Genomic DNA, 15,260 nt, shown 5'->3' with positions numbered 1-15,260 from the left:
GCACGTCGCCGAGCGGCTCGCCGTCCGTCCCCCTACCCACCCCACCCTCGCAGGAGACCGAGCATGAAGATCGTGTCCGCCGACGTCATCGTCACCAGCCCGAACCGCAACTTCGTCACCCTGAAGATCACGACCGACGAGGGGCTGACCGGGCTCGGCGACGCCACCCTGAACGGCCGGGAGCTGGCCGTCGTCAGCTACCTGCGGGACCACGTCGTCCCGCTGCTGGTCGGCCGGGACGCCGCTCGCATCGAGGACACCTGGCAGTTCCTCTACCGCAGCGGGTACTGGCGCCGCGGACCGGTGACCATGGCCGCGATCGCCGCGGTGGACATGGCGCTGTGGGACATCAAGGGCAAGGCGGCCGACATGCCGGTCTACCAGCTGCTCGGCGGTGCGAGCCGGAACGGTCTGATGGCCTACGGCCACGCGTCCGGCCCCACCCTGCCCGCCCTGTTCGAGTCTGTCCGCGAGCACCAGGAGCTGGGCTACCGCTCGATCCGGGTGCAGACCGGGGTGCCGGGGCTGAAGGCGATCTACGGGATCGCGGCGCAGTCCACGGGCGAGGAGCGGTACGACCACGAGCCCGCGCAGCGCGGCGCCTACCCGGCCGAGGAGGACTGGGACACCCGGTCCTACCTGCGGCACGTGCCCACCGTCTTCGAGGCGGTGCGCAACGAGTTCGGTCCGGACCTGCCGCTGCTGCACGACGGCCATCACCGCATGACGCCGATCCAGGCCGCGAAGCTCGGCAAGTCGCTGGAGCCGTTCGACCTGTTCTGGCTCGAGGACTGCACGCCGGCCGAGAACCAGGAGGCCCTGCGGCTGGTCCGCCAGCACACCACCACGCCGCTCGCGATCGGCGAGATCTTCAACACGGTCTGGGACTTCCAGGCGCTCATCAAGGAGCAGCTCATCGACTACGTTCGCGCCGCCTCCACGCACTTCGGCGGGATCAGCCCGCTGCGCAAGGTCATGGACTACGCCGCGCAGTACCAGATCAAGTCCGGCTTCCACGGCCCGACGGACATCTCCCCGGTCGGACTGGCGGCGCAGATGCACGTCGGCCTGGCCATCCACAACTTCGGCATCCAGGAGTACATGCCGCACGGCTCGCGGACCAACTCCGTGTTCCAGCAGTCGTTCACCTTCACCGACGGCTACCTGCACCCGGGCGACCTGCCCGGGCTGGGGGTCGAGCTGGACGTCGACGAGGCCGGCCGGTACCCGTACGAGGTGGCCTACCTGCCGTACAACCGGCTGGCCGACGGCACGGTGCACGACTGGTGAGCCACGTCGTCGTGATGGGGGTGTCCGGTTGTGGCAAGTCCACGGTCGGTGCGCTCCTCGCCGATCGGCTCGGCGTGCCGTTCCTCGACGCCGACAGCCTCCACCCACCCGCCAACCTCGCCAAGATGGCACGGGGCGTCCCGCTCGACGACGCCGACCGCCGGCCCTGGCTGCGCCTCATCGGCGCCGCCCTGGCCGCCGCCGATGGAGGAGCGGTGGTGGCGTGCTCCGCGTTGCGGCGGTCCTACCGCGACGTGCTCCGGGAGGCCGCACCCGACCTGCGCTTCGTCCATCTCGTCGGGACGCGGGAGGCGCTGGCCGCCCGGATGCGCTCGCGCGAAGGCCACTTCATGCCGGTGTCCCTGCTGGACACGCAGCTGGCGACGCTCGAGCCGCTGGACCCGGACGAGCCGGCCGTCGAGCTCGACTGCATGCTCGATCCCGCCGCCCTGGCCCAGAGCGCCGCCCGCGTCTGAGCCGGTACCCCTGTCGGCGGCCCGACCGTGGGCGCTACCGTGCGGGATGGCCCTCACGCGCGTCGCCGCGGTCCAGGCAGCTCCCGTCCTCATGGACCGGCAGGCGTGCCTGGACAAGGCGGTCCTTCTCATCGAGCAGGCTGCCGCCGGGGGTGCACGCCTCGTGGTGTTCCCCGAGGCGTTCATCCCGGGCACCCCGGTGTGGATGGACTCCCGGCCCATCTGGGACGGCGACGAGGAGTGGTTCGCCCTGCTCGTCGACCAGGCGGTGGTGGTGCCCGGCCCGGTGACGGAGGCGCTCGGTGCCGCAGCGCGGGCGGCCGGGGCGTACGTGGTGATCAACGTGCAGGAGCGCGAGCAGCACGGCGCGACGATCTACAACACGACGCTCTACCTCGGCCCGGACGGCGCCCTCCTCGGCACCCACCGCAAGCTCGTGCCCACCGGGTCGGAGCGGACGGTCTGGGGCATGGGCGACGGCTCGACGCTGCCCGTCGTCGACACCCCGCTCGGCCGGATCAGCGGGCTGACGTGCTGGGAGAACTACATGCCCCTGGCGCGGTTCTACCTGTACGCGCAGGGCGTCGACATCTGGACGGCACCGACCCTGGCGGGCGGGGACGGCTGGGTGGCGACCATGCGGCACATCGCGCGCGAGGGCCGGTGCTACGTCATCGGCGTGAACCCGTGCACGCACATCGACCAGATCCCGGCCGACTTCCCCGGGCGGGACCGCGTCTGGACGGTCACCGACGGTGACGGGGGCTGGGTCGAGCACGGCAACAGCGTGATCGTGGGACCGGGCGGCGAGCTGCTGGCGGGGCCGGCCCGCCATGAGGAGACGATCCTGACGGCCGACATCGACCTCGCGCAGGTGCGCGCCGCGCGCCGCCTGTTCGACGCCGCCGGGCACTACAACCGACCCGACGTCTTCCGGCTCACCGTCGACACGCGACCGCGCCCGGCCTTCACGCTCGCCGACGAGTGAGCGGCCAGGTCGGCGAGGTCACGCCGGGTCAGCCGTCTGCGGATCCGTCGGGAGGCTGTGGTAGATGTCGAACGCGACGGCCGCCGCGGCCTCCCCGTCCGAGGCCGCGCAGAGGCGGATCAGCTCGTCGTGGCGGTCGACCGACGCGCGTCCGCCGGGGGAGGCGAACCGCAGCCGCTCGGCCCGGCGGAGCACCGGCGTGAGGTCGTCGAGCACGGCGGCCAGCGCCCGGTTCTGGGAGACCGCCACGGGCACGCCGTGCAGCTCGTCGTCCGCGCGCAGCGCCGCCTCGACGTCCCCGGCCTCGAGGGCTGACCGGAACCGCCGGTTGGCGTCCCGCATCGCCGCGAGGTCCGCCTCCGTCATGGCCGGCACCGCCTCGCGCACCGCGAGCTCGTGCATCGCCGCGACCACGTCGCGCGCATCCCAGACGGCGCGCATGTCGAGCGTGCTCACCGTCGTCGAGCGGCCGGGCAGGGTCACCACCAGGCCACCGTGCGCGAGCCGCATCAGGGCCTCGCGCACCGGCGTCCGGCTGACGCCCAGCCACGTGGCCAGCTCGAGGTCCTTCAGCTGCTCACCGGGCGCGAAGGTGCCGTCGACGATCGCGTCGCGCAGGCGCCGGTAGACGTCGTCCCGCAGGAGCGTGCGGTCGACTGCGGGCGTGTCGGCGGGGATCGGCATGCAATATATGGACACGCCGCCCGCCACTCCGTCAAGCGCTTCCCACGTGGTGCTGCCGGGACGTACCGTCCTTCGCGTGGACGGGTTCCTCGAGCCGGCGGTGGAGACGTTCGACGCCGCGACCGTGCCGGCGTGGCGTGGGCCTGGTAGCAGCACGGGTCAGCGCAGCGGAGGCAGCATCTGGTCGGCCGCGAGGACGGCGCGGAACGGGTCACCGCGCTCGGCCAGCCGGTCCAGGACCGTCCGGACCGTGAACGCGTCGGACCTGAGCCACGGCTCGTCCAGCTCCTCCCAGGTGATCGGCGCCGAGACAGGTGCACCGGGTGCTGCCCGCGGGCTGTACGGCGCCACCAGCGTCTTGTTGACCGCGTTCTGGGTGTAGTCCAGCCGCGCCTGTCCGCTGCGTTCGCGGACCTCCCACCGCCAGCTGACCAGGTCGGGGACCACCTTGCCGACCGTCCGCGAGAGCGTCTGCACCCAGGCGCGGGTCTCCTCGAACGAGGGTCCCGGGGCGATCGGGATCCACACCTGGATGCCGCGCCGGCCGGTGAGCTTGGGCTGGGCGCGGACACCCAGGTGGGCGAACGCGTCGCGGTGCAGGCGGGCGAGCAGGAGCACCTCGTCCCAGCTGGTCGACGTGCCCGGGTCGATGTCCACCAAGGCGTAGGTGGGCAGGTCCGGCGCGGTGGTGCGCGACGTCCAGGCGTGCCACTCGAGCGCCCCGAAGTTCGCCGCCCACACCAGCGCCGCCGGCTCGTCGACCATGAGGTACGTCGTCGTCTCGCCGGGGTCCGCGTCCGGGTTCTCCCACCGGCCCACCCAGTCAGGAGCGTGCCCGGGGAGCTGCTTGTGCCAGAACCCCGTGCCGTCCGCGCCGTCGGGGAACCGGTGCATGTTCAGGGCGCGGCCGCGCAGGTAGGGGAGCACCACGGGGGCCACCCGCGCGGCGTACCGGACGAGCTCCCGCTTGGTCACGGGCGCCTCGCCCTCACGCGCGCCGAAGAGCACCTTGTCGAGGTTGGTCAGCCGGAGGCGTCGGCCGAACACCTCCCACGTCCCGGATGCGCCGAGGCCGTCGAGGGCGTCGAGCTGCTCGGCCGTCGGGGCAGCCACGGGCTCGGGGTGCAGCTCGATCGACGCCTGCGCGGCCGGCAGGTCCGAACGCCACAGCCGGTCCGGGTCGGCCCTGACCTCGTCGTTGGTCCGGCCGCTGAGGACGGAGCGGGGGTGGTCCTCGGCATCCCAGCCCGCCACGGCGTGCTCGTCGTGCTTGTGCAGCAGGAGCCACTGCTCCTTGCCGCGCCCGCCCGCCTCCCGCGTCCGGATCAGGACCACGTGCCCGACGATCTTCGACCCGTGCAGCTCGGCGTGCAGCTCACCGGCCGCGATCTCTGCCGCCGGGTCGTCCGTCTTGGTCGGCACCCACGTGCCGCGGTCCCAGACGATGACGTCGCCGCCGCCGTACTCGCCCTCGGGGATGACGCCCTCGAAGTCCTCGTACTCCAGCGGATGGTCCTCGACGTGCACCGCCAGGCGACGGACCCCTGGGTCCAGGGTCGGACCGCGGGGGACGGCCCAGCTGACCAGGACCCCGTCGATCTCGAACCGCAGGTCGTAGTGCAGCCGCCGCGCCCGGTGCCGCTGGACGACGAACCGTCGCGCCGCGGCCTGGCCCGGGTCCGCCCCGTCCGCACCCGCCGGCTCGGGGGTGCGACGGAAGTCGCGCATCGACCGGTACGTCTCGAGCCCGCGCGACGCGGGGTCCCTGCGCTCCTTCGGCACGGCCGGGCTCAGTCGAGCAGGCCGACGACGTACCCGACGAAGAACAGCAGCACCACCGCCACCGTGGCGCCGATGATCACGTAGGCCGCCCAGTTGGCGCCGGTCGACCCCGTCCGGGGCTGGCGGTCGGACGCGCCGGAGGTCGAGGACTCGCCCGGCGGGGTGTCGCCCGGCGTCACCGAGCCGCCCGGCTCCAGGCCGGGGGTGTCGGCGGGGTCGGGGTCCGGGGTGGCAGGCGTCGTCATGGGGTCTCCTCCGGGTGCTCCTCGGCCGACTGCCCGACCCGTACGGCGGAGCACCACCAGGGTGGACCCGTCCGCCGCGGCCCGCACGCGAGACCGCTCTGCGGAGGCGCCGGGGCCGGGCCGGTGCGAAGGTGGTGCACCACCGTTGAGAACCAGCGCACAACACTGTGGCGAGGCAGGTGCGCGGATGCGTGCGATGGTCTATCGGGGGCCGTACAAGGTTCGTGTCGAGGAGAAGGACCTCCCGACGATCGAGCATCCGAACGATGCGATCGTCAGGGTGCAGCTCGCCGCGATCTGCGGCTCCGACCTGCACCTCTACCACGGGATGATGCCCGACACGCGGGTCGGCCACACGTTCGGGCACGAGTTCGTCGGCGTGGTCCACCAGGTGGGTCCGTCGGTGCAGAACCTCTCCGTCGGCGACCGGGTGATGGTGCCGTTCAACGTGTTCTGCGGGTCGTGCTTCTTCTGCGCGCGCGGCCTGTACTCGAACTGTCACAACGTCAACCCGAACGCGACCGCGGTCGGTGGCATCTACGGCTACTCGCACACCTGCGGTGGCTACGACGGGGGACAGGCGGAGTACGTCCGGGTGCCGTTCGCCGACGTCGGCCCCACCGTCATCCCCGACTGGCTCGACGACGAGGACGCCGTCCTGCTCACCGACGCCCTGGCCACCGGGTACTTCGGGGCACAGCTCGGGGACATCGTCGAGGGTGACGTGGTCGTCGTCTTCGGCGCCGGACCGGTGGGCCTCTTCGCGGCCCGGTCGGCGTGGCTGATGGGCGCGGGCCGCGTCATCGTGATCGACCACCTCGAGTACCGCCTGGAGAAGGCACGCACCTTCGCGCACGCCGAGACCCTCAACTTCGCCGAGCACGACGACATCGTCGTGCAGATGAAGAAGACCACCGGGTACCTGGGCGCGGACGTCGCCATCGACGCGGTCGGTGCCGAGGCGGACGGCAACCTCACGCAGCACGTGACGGGAGCCAAGCTGAAGCTGCAGGGCGGGTCGCCGGTGGCGCTCAACTGGGCCATCGACTCGGTCCGCAAGGGCGGCACGGTCTCCGTGATGGGCGCCTACGGGCCGATCTTCAGCGCGGTGAAGTTCGGCGACGCCGTGAACAAGGGCCTCACGCTGCGCATGAACCAGTGCCCGGTCAAGCGCCAGTGGCCGCGTCTCTTCGAGCACCTGCGCAGCGGCTACTTCAAGCCCAGCGACGTGGTGACGCACCGGATCCCGCTCGAGCACATCGCCGAGGGGTACCACATCTTCTCGTCCAAGCTCGACGGCTGCATCAAGCCGTTGATCGTGCCGAGCGCCACCTGAGGGGAGCCCGCCATGCCGTACACCCAGGACAAGCCGCCGTTGCCCGAGTCGAGCGACCAGCTGAGGGCGCGCATCCCGGGCTGGGGTGCCGATCTCGACCCGCACGACCGTCCGTCCGTCCCCCGCGAGCGCTTCGACCCCGGCGCCACCGGGGCGCACTGGGACTTCCCCGACCGGCAGCCCGAGCTCCACCCGCGAGAGCGGTCCGTCGAGCACGCGCAGCTCACGCCCGTCTTCGGCACGTCGGCGCCGCTCCACGGGCTCTCCGGCTCCCTGCGCAGGCTCGCCTACGCGCGCTACAGCGAGGCACGGGCGGCCCACTGGCTGATCCTCATCGCCGCCGACCGGGTCGACGCCGCCGGCAGCCACGTGCGCTCGGTGTTCTCCGCCCACCCTGACAACCCGCTGACGGAGACGGGGATCCGCGCCGAGCTGACGCACCACGGCTATGCCTCACGTGCCGGGTCGCGGAGGGTCGACGTGCGTCACCAGCCGGCGGACGTGCTCGTGGTCGGGCTGCCGTGGGTGCTGGCCGTCGGCGGGTCCGCGCTCGTCGTGCGCTCGCTGGTCCGTCGGCTCCGGTAGGGCGGGCGACGCCTCAGGCGGACGGGAGGATCTTGCGCGGTCCGGCAGGTTCCGCCTCGCCTCGTTCGACGGCAGCGTCGTGGCTGCCCCGGGCACGCTCGAGGAGGTCCACCAGCTCGGGTTCGTCGCGGACCTTCTGCTTGTACTTCGGACCGAGGGCCACGATCAGGTCCCGCTCCTCGAGCAGCAGCCGGAAGATCCGCTCGCGTTCCGCCGGGTCCGCCGTGTACTCCGAGTCGAGGTACGACATGGCGTGGCGGCGCGCGTTGGCGATCGCGTTCTTCGCCTTGCCCGCCGGGCTGAGCATGGACGCGGCGACGGTGACGACGAGCACGCCGAGGATCACCCCGAGCGACAGGCCGGTGCTGATCTCGACCACCGGCACCGGTTCGCCGTTGTTGATGAACGGGACGTTGTTCTCGTGCAGCGCGTGCAGGACGAGCTTGACGCCGATGAACGCCAGGATCGCGGACAGCCCGTAGGACAGGTAGATGAGGCGGTCCAGCAGCCCGTCGATGAGGAAGAACAGCTGCCGCAGCCCCAGCAGGGAGAACGCGGTCGCGGTGAAGACGATGTAGGTGTTCTGGGTCAGCCCGAAGATGGCAGGGATCGAGTCGAGCGCGAAGAGCAGGTCCGTGCCACCGATCGCCACCATCACCAGCAGCATCGGCGTCATCGCCCGCCGGCCCTCGTGCTGGGTGAACAGCTTGTCGCCGTCGTAGAAGTCGGTCGTGTGGAACACCCGGCGAGCCAGCCGGATCACCACGTTGTCGCCGGCGTGCGACTCCTCACCCTCGGGCTTGAGCATGTTGCCGGCGGTGATCAGCAGGATCAGCCCGAAGATGTAGAAGACCCAGGCGAACGAGTTGATGAGCGCGGCGCCGAGGAAGATGAACCCGGTCCGGGCGATTAGCGAGAACACGATGCCGAACAGGAGCACCTTCTGCTGGTCCTCGCGGGGCACCCGGAAGCTCGTCATGATGATGAGGAAGACGAACAGGTTGTCGACCGACAGCGCCTTCTCCGTGACGTAGCCGGCGAAGTACTCCGATCCCGCCTGGGTCCCGCCCAGGACGAGGACGCCGACGCCGAACAGCAGGGCCAGACCGACGTACAGCGCGGACCAGCGGGCGGCCTCCGACAGGGTCGGCGCGTGCGCCTTGCGCACGTGGAACACGAAGTCGAAGAGCAGCAGCCCGACGATGGCTGCGACGGTCAGGCCCCACACCAGGGGAGATACCTCCACGAGAGCTCCCTGCAGTCGTTCGGACGTAGCACGGGCGACGCAGCGTCGCGGCAGGACCACACTGTCGCACGATGCCGGTCAGGGCGGCAGGGGCGGCGCGGCCCGGGGGATCAGCGGCGTCGCCGGTCGGTGCGACGGGTCGCGTGCAGGGACGCCAGGAGCTGCAGCCGGTCGGCGTCGGCGCTGCCCGGCTCGGCCGTGAACACGAGCATCACCGGGCCGGGACTGCCGGGCAGGGGATAGGTGTCCCAGTGCAGGAGGACGTCGCCCACCTCGGGGACGCGGAACGTCTTGGCACCGCTGACCGACTCGCGGACGTCATGGCGGGCCCACAGGCGCCGGAACTCGGCGCTGCGGATGCTCAGGTCGCCGATGATCGCGACGGCGCGGGGGTGGGTCGGGTCGGTGGCCACGGCGGCGCGCATCATCGCGATGTAGTCCAGAGCCTGGCGTTCCCAGTCGGGGCAGGTGCGGTCGCCGGTCAGCGTGTCGTCGAACATGAGCAGCAGCATGTTGAGCCGGTCGGGCGGGTGGTCGGCCGGGTCGCCGAGCAGAGCCTCCGCCATCGGGTTCCGGTCGAGCAGGTCGAGGAACCGGCCGAGGACGACCGCGGGGGTGTCCATCACCCGCAGCAGCCGACGGGTGCCGTCCGGTACCTGCTCCGGGCCGCGGTCCACCGGGGCCGGTGCCGGGCGTCGGGCCGCGCGGGCCAGCGCGAACAGGTGCCGGCGTTCCTCGTCGTCGAGGCGCAGCGCGCCGGCGAGCGCGTCCAGCACGTCGTCCGACGGTCGGACGCTGCGGCCCTGCTCCATCCGCTGGTAGTAGTCGGTGCTGAGCCCCGCCAGCAGCGCAAGCTCCTCGCGCCGCAGACCCGCCACCTTGCGCCGGCCGCCCGGTTCGAGCCCGAGGTCCTGCGGGCTGAGCCGACTGCGCCGGGAGCGCAGGAAGTCGGCGAGCTCTCGCGCGTACGGATCGGTCATCCCGCCAGTGTGCCCCGGAGCCTGGAGCGGAGCGTGGGCCTGCCAGACCTAGGCACGCGCGAACGACGGAACGCTCCCCGGCTGCTCGTAGCGTCGGCGCTCCGCCGCCTCGACGACCCCTCCCAGGAGCAGCAGATGACCGCATGGACCGCCGACCGCATCCCCGACCAGCGCGGCCGGGTGGCCGTCGTGACCGGCGCGAGCTCCGGCCTCGGCCTGGTGACCGCGACCGAGCTGGCACGCCACGGGGCCCACGTGGTGCTCGCCGTCCGCAACACCACGGCCGGGCACGATGCCGCGCGCCGGATCGGCGGCGAGGTCGAGGTCCGGGAGCTGGACCTGGCGTCGCTGGACTCGGTGCGCGAGTTCGCCGCGAAGCTGGCCGCCGACCTCCCGGCCCTCGACCTGCTGGTGAACAACGCCGGCGTGGTGCTGCTCGGCCCGCGCCGCACGTCGGCCGACGGCTTCGAGCTCCAGCTGGCGACGAACATGCTGGGCCACTTCGCGCTGACCGGCCTGCTGCTGGACACCCTGACGGCGGGGAAGGACGCCCGGGTGGTCGGTCTCAGCTCGATCACGCACAGGAACGCGCACCTGGACTTCGACGACCTGATGACCGAGCGCGACTACCGGGCCTCCCCGGCGTACGGCCGCTCCAAGCTGGCCACCACGGTCTTCGGCCTCGAGCTGGACCGCCGGCTGCGTGCGGTCGGCTCGCCCGTCCGGAGCGTGTTGGCCCATCCCGGCCTCACCCGCACCAACCTGACCCCCCGTGCGTGGGAGCACCGCGGGCGGCTCGGCACGGTGGTCGCGCGGGTCGGCCTGCTGGCCACCCAGTCGGTGGAGCAGGGCGCCCTCCCGCAGCTGCTCGCTGCGACCGGACCGGACGTGGTCGGAGGCCAGTTCTTCGGTCCGACCCGGCTCGGGGAGACCCGCGGCCCGGTCGGCGAGGCGCGGCTGGGGCGGGAGGCGGTCGATCCCGTGGTGGGCCGCCGGCTGTGGCGGGCGGCCGAGCAGCTCACGGGGGTCAGGTACCTCGGAGAGTGAGGGTGGTGCCGTCGCACGCCTGCGACCCGCAAGATGGTCCCGTGAGCCTCGCCGCACCCGCCCCCGCCCGCCGCGCCGTGGTCGTGGACGACGAGGAGCCGCTGTCCCGCCTCGTCGCCGGGTACCTCGAGCGCGACGGGTACCTCACCACCTCCTGTCACGACGGCACGCGGGCGGTGGAGGTGCTCCGGGCCGTCGACCCCGACCTGGTCATCCTGGACCTGGGCCTGCCCGGCCTCGACGGGGTGGAGGTGTGCCGGCAGCTGCGCACGTTCTCCGACTGCTACGTGGTGATGCTCACGGCCCGCACCGCGGAGATCGACGTCCTCATCGGGCTGTCCGTGGGCGCCGACGACTACCTGACCAAGCCGTTCAGCCCGCGCGAGCTCATGGCCCGGGTCGCGGCCCTGCGGCGCCGCCCGCGCCGGTCCGCTCCCGTGCCCGTCGCGGAGCCTGCCGCCGAGACGCTGCGCGTCGGGGACCTGCTGATCGACCTCGACGCGCGGGAGGTGCGTGACGGCGACAGGACGGTCGCCCTGACCCGGACGGAGTTCGACGTGCTCGCCGCCCTGGCAGCCAGGCCGGGTCGGGTGCTCAGTCGCCGCGCGCTGATCGACGTCGTGTGGGGGCCGGGATGGGTCGGTGACGAGCACCTCGTCGACGTCCACGTCCTGCACGTGCGGCAGAAGCTCGGTGACACGGTCGAGGACCAGCGGTACGTGCGCACCGTCCGTGGCGTGGGCTACCGCATCGGGACCGGCGCATGACCACCGCCGACCACCCCGTCCGGTGGGGGCTGGCCGCCCGGCTGATGGTGGCGCTCACGGTCGTGCTGGTCGTCGGCGTGCTCACCGCGTGGCTGGTCGCCGCCGCCGTCGGGCCCGGCCTGTTCCACCGGCACATGGTCAGCGCCGGCCTGGAGGACCACGCCGCCGCCGTCGTCCACGCGGAGCAGGCGTTCCGGGACGCCAGCACCGTGACCCTGGGGCTGGCGCTCGGCGCGGCAGCGGTCGCCTCCGTGGGGGTCAGCCTGCTCCTGACGCGCCGTGTCGGCCGGTCCCTGAGCGCGGTGTCGACCGCGGCCGGTCGGGTCGGTGCCGGCGGCTACGAGCACCGCGTCCCCGCACCCGGTCTGGGCCCGGAGTTCGACGAGGTGGCCCGCTCGTTCAACGCGATGGCCGAACGGCTGGAGGAGTCGGATCGGCTGCGCGCCCGGCTGCTGGCCGACGTCGCCCACGAGGTCCGCACGCCCGTGGCGACGCTGACGGCGTACCTCGAGGCGGTCGAGGACGGCGTGCAGCCGCTGGACGCCGCGACCATCGGCGTCCTGCGCGAGCAGGGCGACCGCCTGACGCGGCTCGCGCAGGACCTGGCCGCGGTCACCCTCGCGGAGGCCGGTGACCTGATCCTGCACCTCGAACCGGTCGCGGTCGCCGAGCTGCTCCAGGCGGCCGCCGCGGCTGCGCGCGAGAACGCCGCCGCGACGGGGGTGACGCTGCAGGTGGAGGTCGAGCCCGGTCTGCCCGCGGTGTCGGTCGACCGGACCCGCGTCGCACAGATCCTGGACAACCTGGTGACCAACGCCGTGCGCCACACGCCCGCCGGCGGCACCGTCACGCTCGCGGCCGGTCCGTCGAGCGACGGCGCCGTGGCGCTGCGGGTGGCCGACACGGGGGAGGGGATCGCCGCCGAGCACCTGCCCCACGTGTTCGAACGGTTCTACCGTGCCGACACCGCGCGTGATCGCGCCCGAGGCGGTTCCGGCATCGGGCTGGCCATCACCAAGGCCCTCGTCGAGGGGCATCGCGGGACGGTCGACGTGGCCAGTCCCGGCGTCGGCAAGGGCGCGACCCTCACGGTGACCCTGCCGACCGCCTGACCCGGTCGCCCCCCTCGCTCAGTGCGTCATGCCCTCCATCTGCGAGCCGTCGTCCATGACGTGGGAGGGGTCCCACCCGACTACTGCGGGGTCGAGCATGCCGGCGATCATCGCGACGTGCGCCACGACCAGGAACAGTCCCACCAGCGTCGCGTGGATCTTCAGGCGCTTCTGGTCGTCCCACCCGGAGCCGACCGCCCGCGTCTCGAGCAGGGTCATGCCGAACAGCGGGACGATGCCCAGCAGGTAGAAGCCGACGGCGACGACGTCGACCCACCCGCGCCATCCGCCGGTGGCCGTCAGCGGCACCACCGCGTGCTTGGTCAGGTAGACCAGCACCCCGAGGAAGTAGAAGCCGGCGACCAGGCCGGCGTACCGGTTGACGGCGGCCACCACCGGGGCGACCGGCCGGCGGAACAGGATCGCCAGCTCGGTGACGGCGATGGTCTCGGCAAGGATGACCGGCACCGCCATGAACAGCAGCAGGTTCCACGGCTGGTTGGCGGCGAGCAGGCCCATGTAGTGGGTGGAGCCCATGTCGTCACCTGCCGGCCAGGCGGGCAGCAGCAGGGCCACGGCGGTGATCACGGCGCTTGCGGCGACGACCGCCAGGACAGAGGTGCGGCGACCGGTCGCTGTCGGCGTTCCGGCGGTCCCGACGGAGGCGGGTGCGGTGGCGACCATGGGGGTTCCCTTCGGTGAGGGCGCCGGACGATCCGGCGCTACCCACACCGTCGGGGACCGTGGCCCAGGTTGTGCTCACGGACGATGAAGAACCGATGAAGACCCCCGCCGCGGCCCGTCCTCGGGTCGGGAGGTGGGACCTGGGGCCCAGACGAGCACCCGTCCTAGGGGTGCCGGTCCGCCGAACGTGCGGTGGTGGGGCGGAGCCAGAACTCGGTGCCGCCCACGTCGGCCAGTGCGAGCGCACCGTGGTCGGCGTCGCCGAGCACGCGCGCGCCCAGGCCGGTCAGACGGGCAACCTCAGCCTCGAGGTCGCCGCCGGGAACGGCGAGGTCGAGTCGCTGCCGGCTCCGCCGGTCGTCCAGCGTCGCAGGCTCACCGCCCCACGACACCTTCGTGCCCCCGAGCGGCGACTGGACCGCCGTCTCGTCGTCCCGGTCCCACACCAGGAGCCACCTCAGGGCCTCGGCCCAGAAGACGCCGACCTCCCGGGGGCCCTCGCACGTGAGCTCGCCGAGGAACCCGCACCCGGCCAGGAACGCGTTGCCGGGCTCGATCACGCAGAGCTCGTTGCCCTCGGGATCGGCCAGCACGACGTGGCCCTCCTCCGGCAGCTGGCCGACGTCGAGGTGGCCGGCGCCGAGCCGTAGGGCGCTGTCGACCGTCTTCTGCTGGTCGGCCGCACCGGTGCTGGTGAGGTGCAGGTGCATCCGGTTCCGGGCCACCTTGTCCGCCTCGCTCTCCACAAACCGCAGCCCGAGCTGGCCCGCCGACCCGGGCAGCAGCGTGCCGTCGGCGTCGCGACCCAGCAGACCGGCCCAGAAGCGCACCAGGCCGGCGGGGTCGTGCGCGTCGAAGGTGACGGCGGTCAGTCGGCAGGGCACCCCCGCACGGTAGGCGCGTCCTCGGGCGTGGTCACGGCCTTTCGACGCCCTCGCTGGCGGAACTTCGCCCGACGCCCCCGCGTGTCAGCGGCTTGGTGGACGACGACCGCCGCTTAGCCTGCCGCAGGCCGACCACCTCGCAGTGTCCCCGACCCGGCCTCCCCGCACATGCCGATGCCCTCCCGCCGTCCAACGGCGCCGTCCGGACCGGTGCCGCCCTCAGGCGTGCCGGCCGGTCGCCTGCGACGCCGGACGGGTGCGGTCCTGCTGGCCGCGGTGCTCGCGGTGACGGGCACCGCCGGTGCCGGCTACGCGGATGGCATCGACGACCGGCGGGCCGAGGCCGAACGTCGCAGCAGCGCCGCGGACCGCCAGGCCGAGGAGCTGGAGGCATCTATCGAGGGCCTGAGCGAGGAGCTGAGCCAGGCCGCGCTGGACCTGCAGGCCACCCAGTCGCGTCTGCCTGCGGCACAGGCCGAGCTCGACGAGGCCCGCGCGGCAATGGAGGCCGCCCAGCGCGAAGCCGTCATGGCGGCCGGCCGGCTCGAGGACGCCACCGACCTGCGCGGCATGCTCACGGCCACGATCGCCGCCGACCGGGCGGCCGAGCAGGAGCTGCGCGCGGCGCTCGGCGTGATGGCGCGGGAGGCCTACCGCGGAGGTCCCGGCCTCTCCACGCTGGGCGTCATGCTCGACGCGGAGGACACCACCGACTTCCTCGACAACGCCCGGCTCGTCGACGCGGCCCTGCGCAGCCAGGCCCGCATCCTCGACGAGCTGCGCCAGGTGGACGCCACCAACCGCACCAGCGAGGCGAGGCTCGGTGCGGTGACCGACCGCGTAGCCGAGCTGCGACAGGAGGCCGAGGCCAGGGTCGTCGCCGCCGGCGAGGCCCGCGCCGTGGCGCAGGAGCGAGAGGACGAGATCACCGCGCTGATCGCGGACCAGTCCGCCAAGCAGGAGGCGATCGCGTCGCTCAAGGCGCAGGCCGAGGCCGAGCAGGCGGAGATCGACGCCCAACGCGCCGCCATCGAGCGCGAGCTCGTCACCATCATCGCCGAGCAGCGCGCTGCCCGTGAGGCTGCCGAGGCTGCGGCCCGGGCGGCCGAGGCCGCTGCGCGTGCCGCCGCAGAGGCCGCCGCGCGTGCCGACGC

At 72.9% G+C, this 15,260-nt stretch carries 16 protein-coding genes; 9 read left to right on the top strand and 7 right to left on the bottom strand.

What is annotated here, in order from left to right:
* Positions 1-63: 63 nt before the first annotated feature.
* From manD to RYN42_RS15885, 3 genes are read left to right on the top strand one after another with little or no spacing between them, the layout of a single operon-like run.
* Complete coding sequence (gene manD, locus RYN42_RS15895) at positions 64-1,290, top strand: D-mannonate dehydratase ManD (RefSeq protein WP_315097774.1); 1,227 nt, start codon at positions 64-66, stop codon at positions 1,288-1,290.
* Positions 1,287-1,766: a gluconokinase gene (locus RYN42_RS15890; protein ID WP_315097772.1), complete on the top strand. Its 480-nt coding sequence runs from the start codon at positions 1,287-1,289 to the stop codon at positions 1,764-1,766. Before manD ends, RYN42_RS15890 begins: the two co-directional genes overlap by 4 nt.
* Before the next feature lie 46 nt (positions 1,767-1,812).
* Positions 1,813-2,754, top strand: a complete 942-nt coding sequence (locus RYN42_RS15885) for a carbon-nitrogen hydrolase family protein (protein WP_315097770.1) — start codon at positions 1,813-1,815, stop codon at positions 2,752-2,754.
* Positions 2,755-2,772: 18 nt separating this feature from the next.
* On the opposite strand, the gene RYN42_RS15880 is transcribed toward RYN42_RS15885, so the two are convergent.
* The 3 genes from RYN42_RS15880 to RYN42_RS15870 all read right to left on the bottom strand — a co-directional run bounded on the left by RYN42_RS15880 (position 2,773) and on the right by RYN42_RS15870 (position 5,465).
* A complete protein-coding gene (locus RYN42_RS15880) occupies positions 2,773-3,438 on the bottom strand; it encodes a GntR family transcriptional regulator (protein WP_315097768.1) in 666 nt (221 codons plus the stop codon).
* Between the two features lie 159 nt (positions 3,439-3,597).
* Positions 3,598-5,220, bottom strand: a complete 1,623-nt coding sequence (locus RYN42_RS15875; protein ID WP_315097767.1) for a DNA polymerase ligase N-terminal domain-containing protein — start codon at positions 5,218-5,220, stop codon at positions 3,598-3,600.
* An 8-nt stretch (positions 5,221-5,228) separates the two neighbouring features.
* On the bottom strand, positions 5,229-5,465 hold the full coding sequence (locus RYN42_RS15870) for a DUF6480 family protein (protein ID WP_315097765.1): 237 nt from the start codon (positions 5,463-5,465) through the stop codon (positions 5,229-5,231).
* A 187-nt stretch (positions 5,466-5,652) separates the two neighbouring features.
* Here RYN42_RS15870 and RYN42_RS15865 point away from each other — a divergent pair, with 187 nt between their 5' ends.
* Positions 5,653-6,801 carry a zinc-dependent alcohol dehydrogenase gene (locus tag RYN42_RS15865; protein ID WP_315097763.1) on the top strand — a complete coding sequence of 383 codons (1,149 nt, stop codon included), beginning with the start codon at positions 5,653-5,655 and terminating at the stop codon, positions 6,799-6,801.
* 12 nt (positions 6,802-6,813) lie between these two features.
* Complete coding sequence (locus tag RYN42_RS15860; protein ID WP_315097761.1) at positions 6,814-7,386, top strand: hypothetical protein; 573 nt, start codon at positions 6,814-6,816, stop codon at positions 7,384-7,386.
* Positions 7,387-7,399: 13 nt separating this feature from the next.
* Here the strand turns inward: RYN42_RS15860 and RYN42_RS15855 are convergent, their stop codons facing one another.
* Complete coding sequence (locus tag RYN42_RS15855; protein ID WP_315097759.1) at positions 7,400-8,632, bottom strand: TerC family protein; 1,233 nt, start codon at positions 8,630-8,632, stop codon at positions 7,400-7,402.
* 110 nt (positions 8,633-8,742) lie between these two features.
* Entirely contained in the window at positions 8,743-9,612 is an 870-nt protein-coding gene (locus RYN42_RS15850) for a helix-turn-helix transcriptional regulator (RefSeq protein ID WP_315097757.1), read from the bottom strand.
* 135 nt (positions 9,613-9,747) lie between these two features.
* Between RYN42_RS15850 and RYN42_RS15845 the strand changes: the two genes are divergently transcribed.
* The 3 genes from RYN42_RS15845 to RYN42_RS15835 are packed head-to-tail and all read left to right on the top strand — an operon-like array spanning position 9,748 to position 12,538.
* Positions 9,748-10,659: an oxidoreductase gene (locus RYN42_RS15845; protein ID WP_315097756.1), complete on the top strand. Its 912-nt coding sequence runs from the start codon at positions 9,748-9,750 to the stop codon at positions 10,657-10,659.
* 41 nt (positions 10,660-10,700) lie between these two features.
* Positions 10,701-11,426: a response regulator transcription factor gene (locus tag RYN42_RS15840; RefSeq protein ID WP_315097754.1), complete on the top strand. Its 726-nt coding sequence runs from the start codon at positions 10,701-10,703 to the stop codon at positions 11,424-11,426.
* Complete coding sequence (locus RYN42_RS15835; protein WP_315097752.1) at positions 11,423-12,538, top strand: HAMP domain-containing sensor histidine kinase; 1,116 nt, start codon at positions 11,423-11,425, stop codon at positions 12,536-12,538. Before RYN42_RS15840 ends, RYN42_RS15835 begins: the two co-directional genes overlap by 4 nt.
* Before the next feature lie 18 nt (positions 12,539-12,556).
* Here the strand turns inward: RYN42_RS15835 and RYN42_RS15830 are convergent, their stop codons facing one another.
* Together RYN42_RS15830 and RYN42_RS15825 are read right to left on the bottom strand one after the other, a co-directional pair.
* The gene (locus tag RYN42_RS15830; protein ID WP_315097751.1) at positions 12,557-13,222 is read right to left on the bottom strand and encodes a DUF6803 family protein; all 666 of its coding nucleotides are present in this window, start codon (positions 13,220-13,222) and stop codon (positions 12,557-12,559) included.
* Positions 13,223-13,386: 164 nt separating this feature from the next.
* Entirely contained in the window at positions 13,387-14,106 is a 720-nt protein-coding gene (locus RYN42_RS15825) for a VOC family protein (protein ID WP_315097749.1), read from the bottom strand.
* A 225-nt stretch (positions 14,107-14,331) separates the two neighbouring features.
* On the opposite strand from RYN42_RS15825, the gene RYN42_RS15820 reads away from it, so the two are divergent.
* On the top strand, positions 14,332-15,260 hold a 929-nt coding region (locus tag RYN42_RS15820; protein ID WP_315097747.1), incomplete at its 3' end, for a peptidase M23.

This window comes from uncultured Cellulomonas sp., from assembly GCF_963527515.1.
Classification (GTDB): Bacteria; Actinomycetota; Actinomycetes; order Actinomycetales; family Cellulomonadaceae; genus Cellulomonas.
The sequence above is the reverse complement of the archived record's forward strand: the minus strand, read 5'-3'. Positions and strand labels throughout refer to the sequence as shown.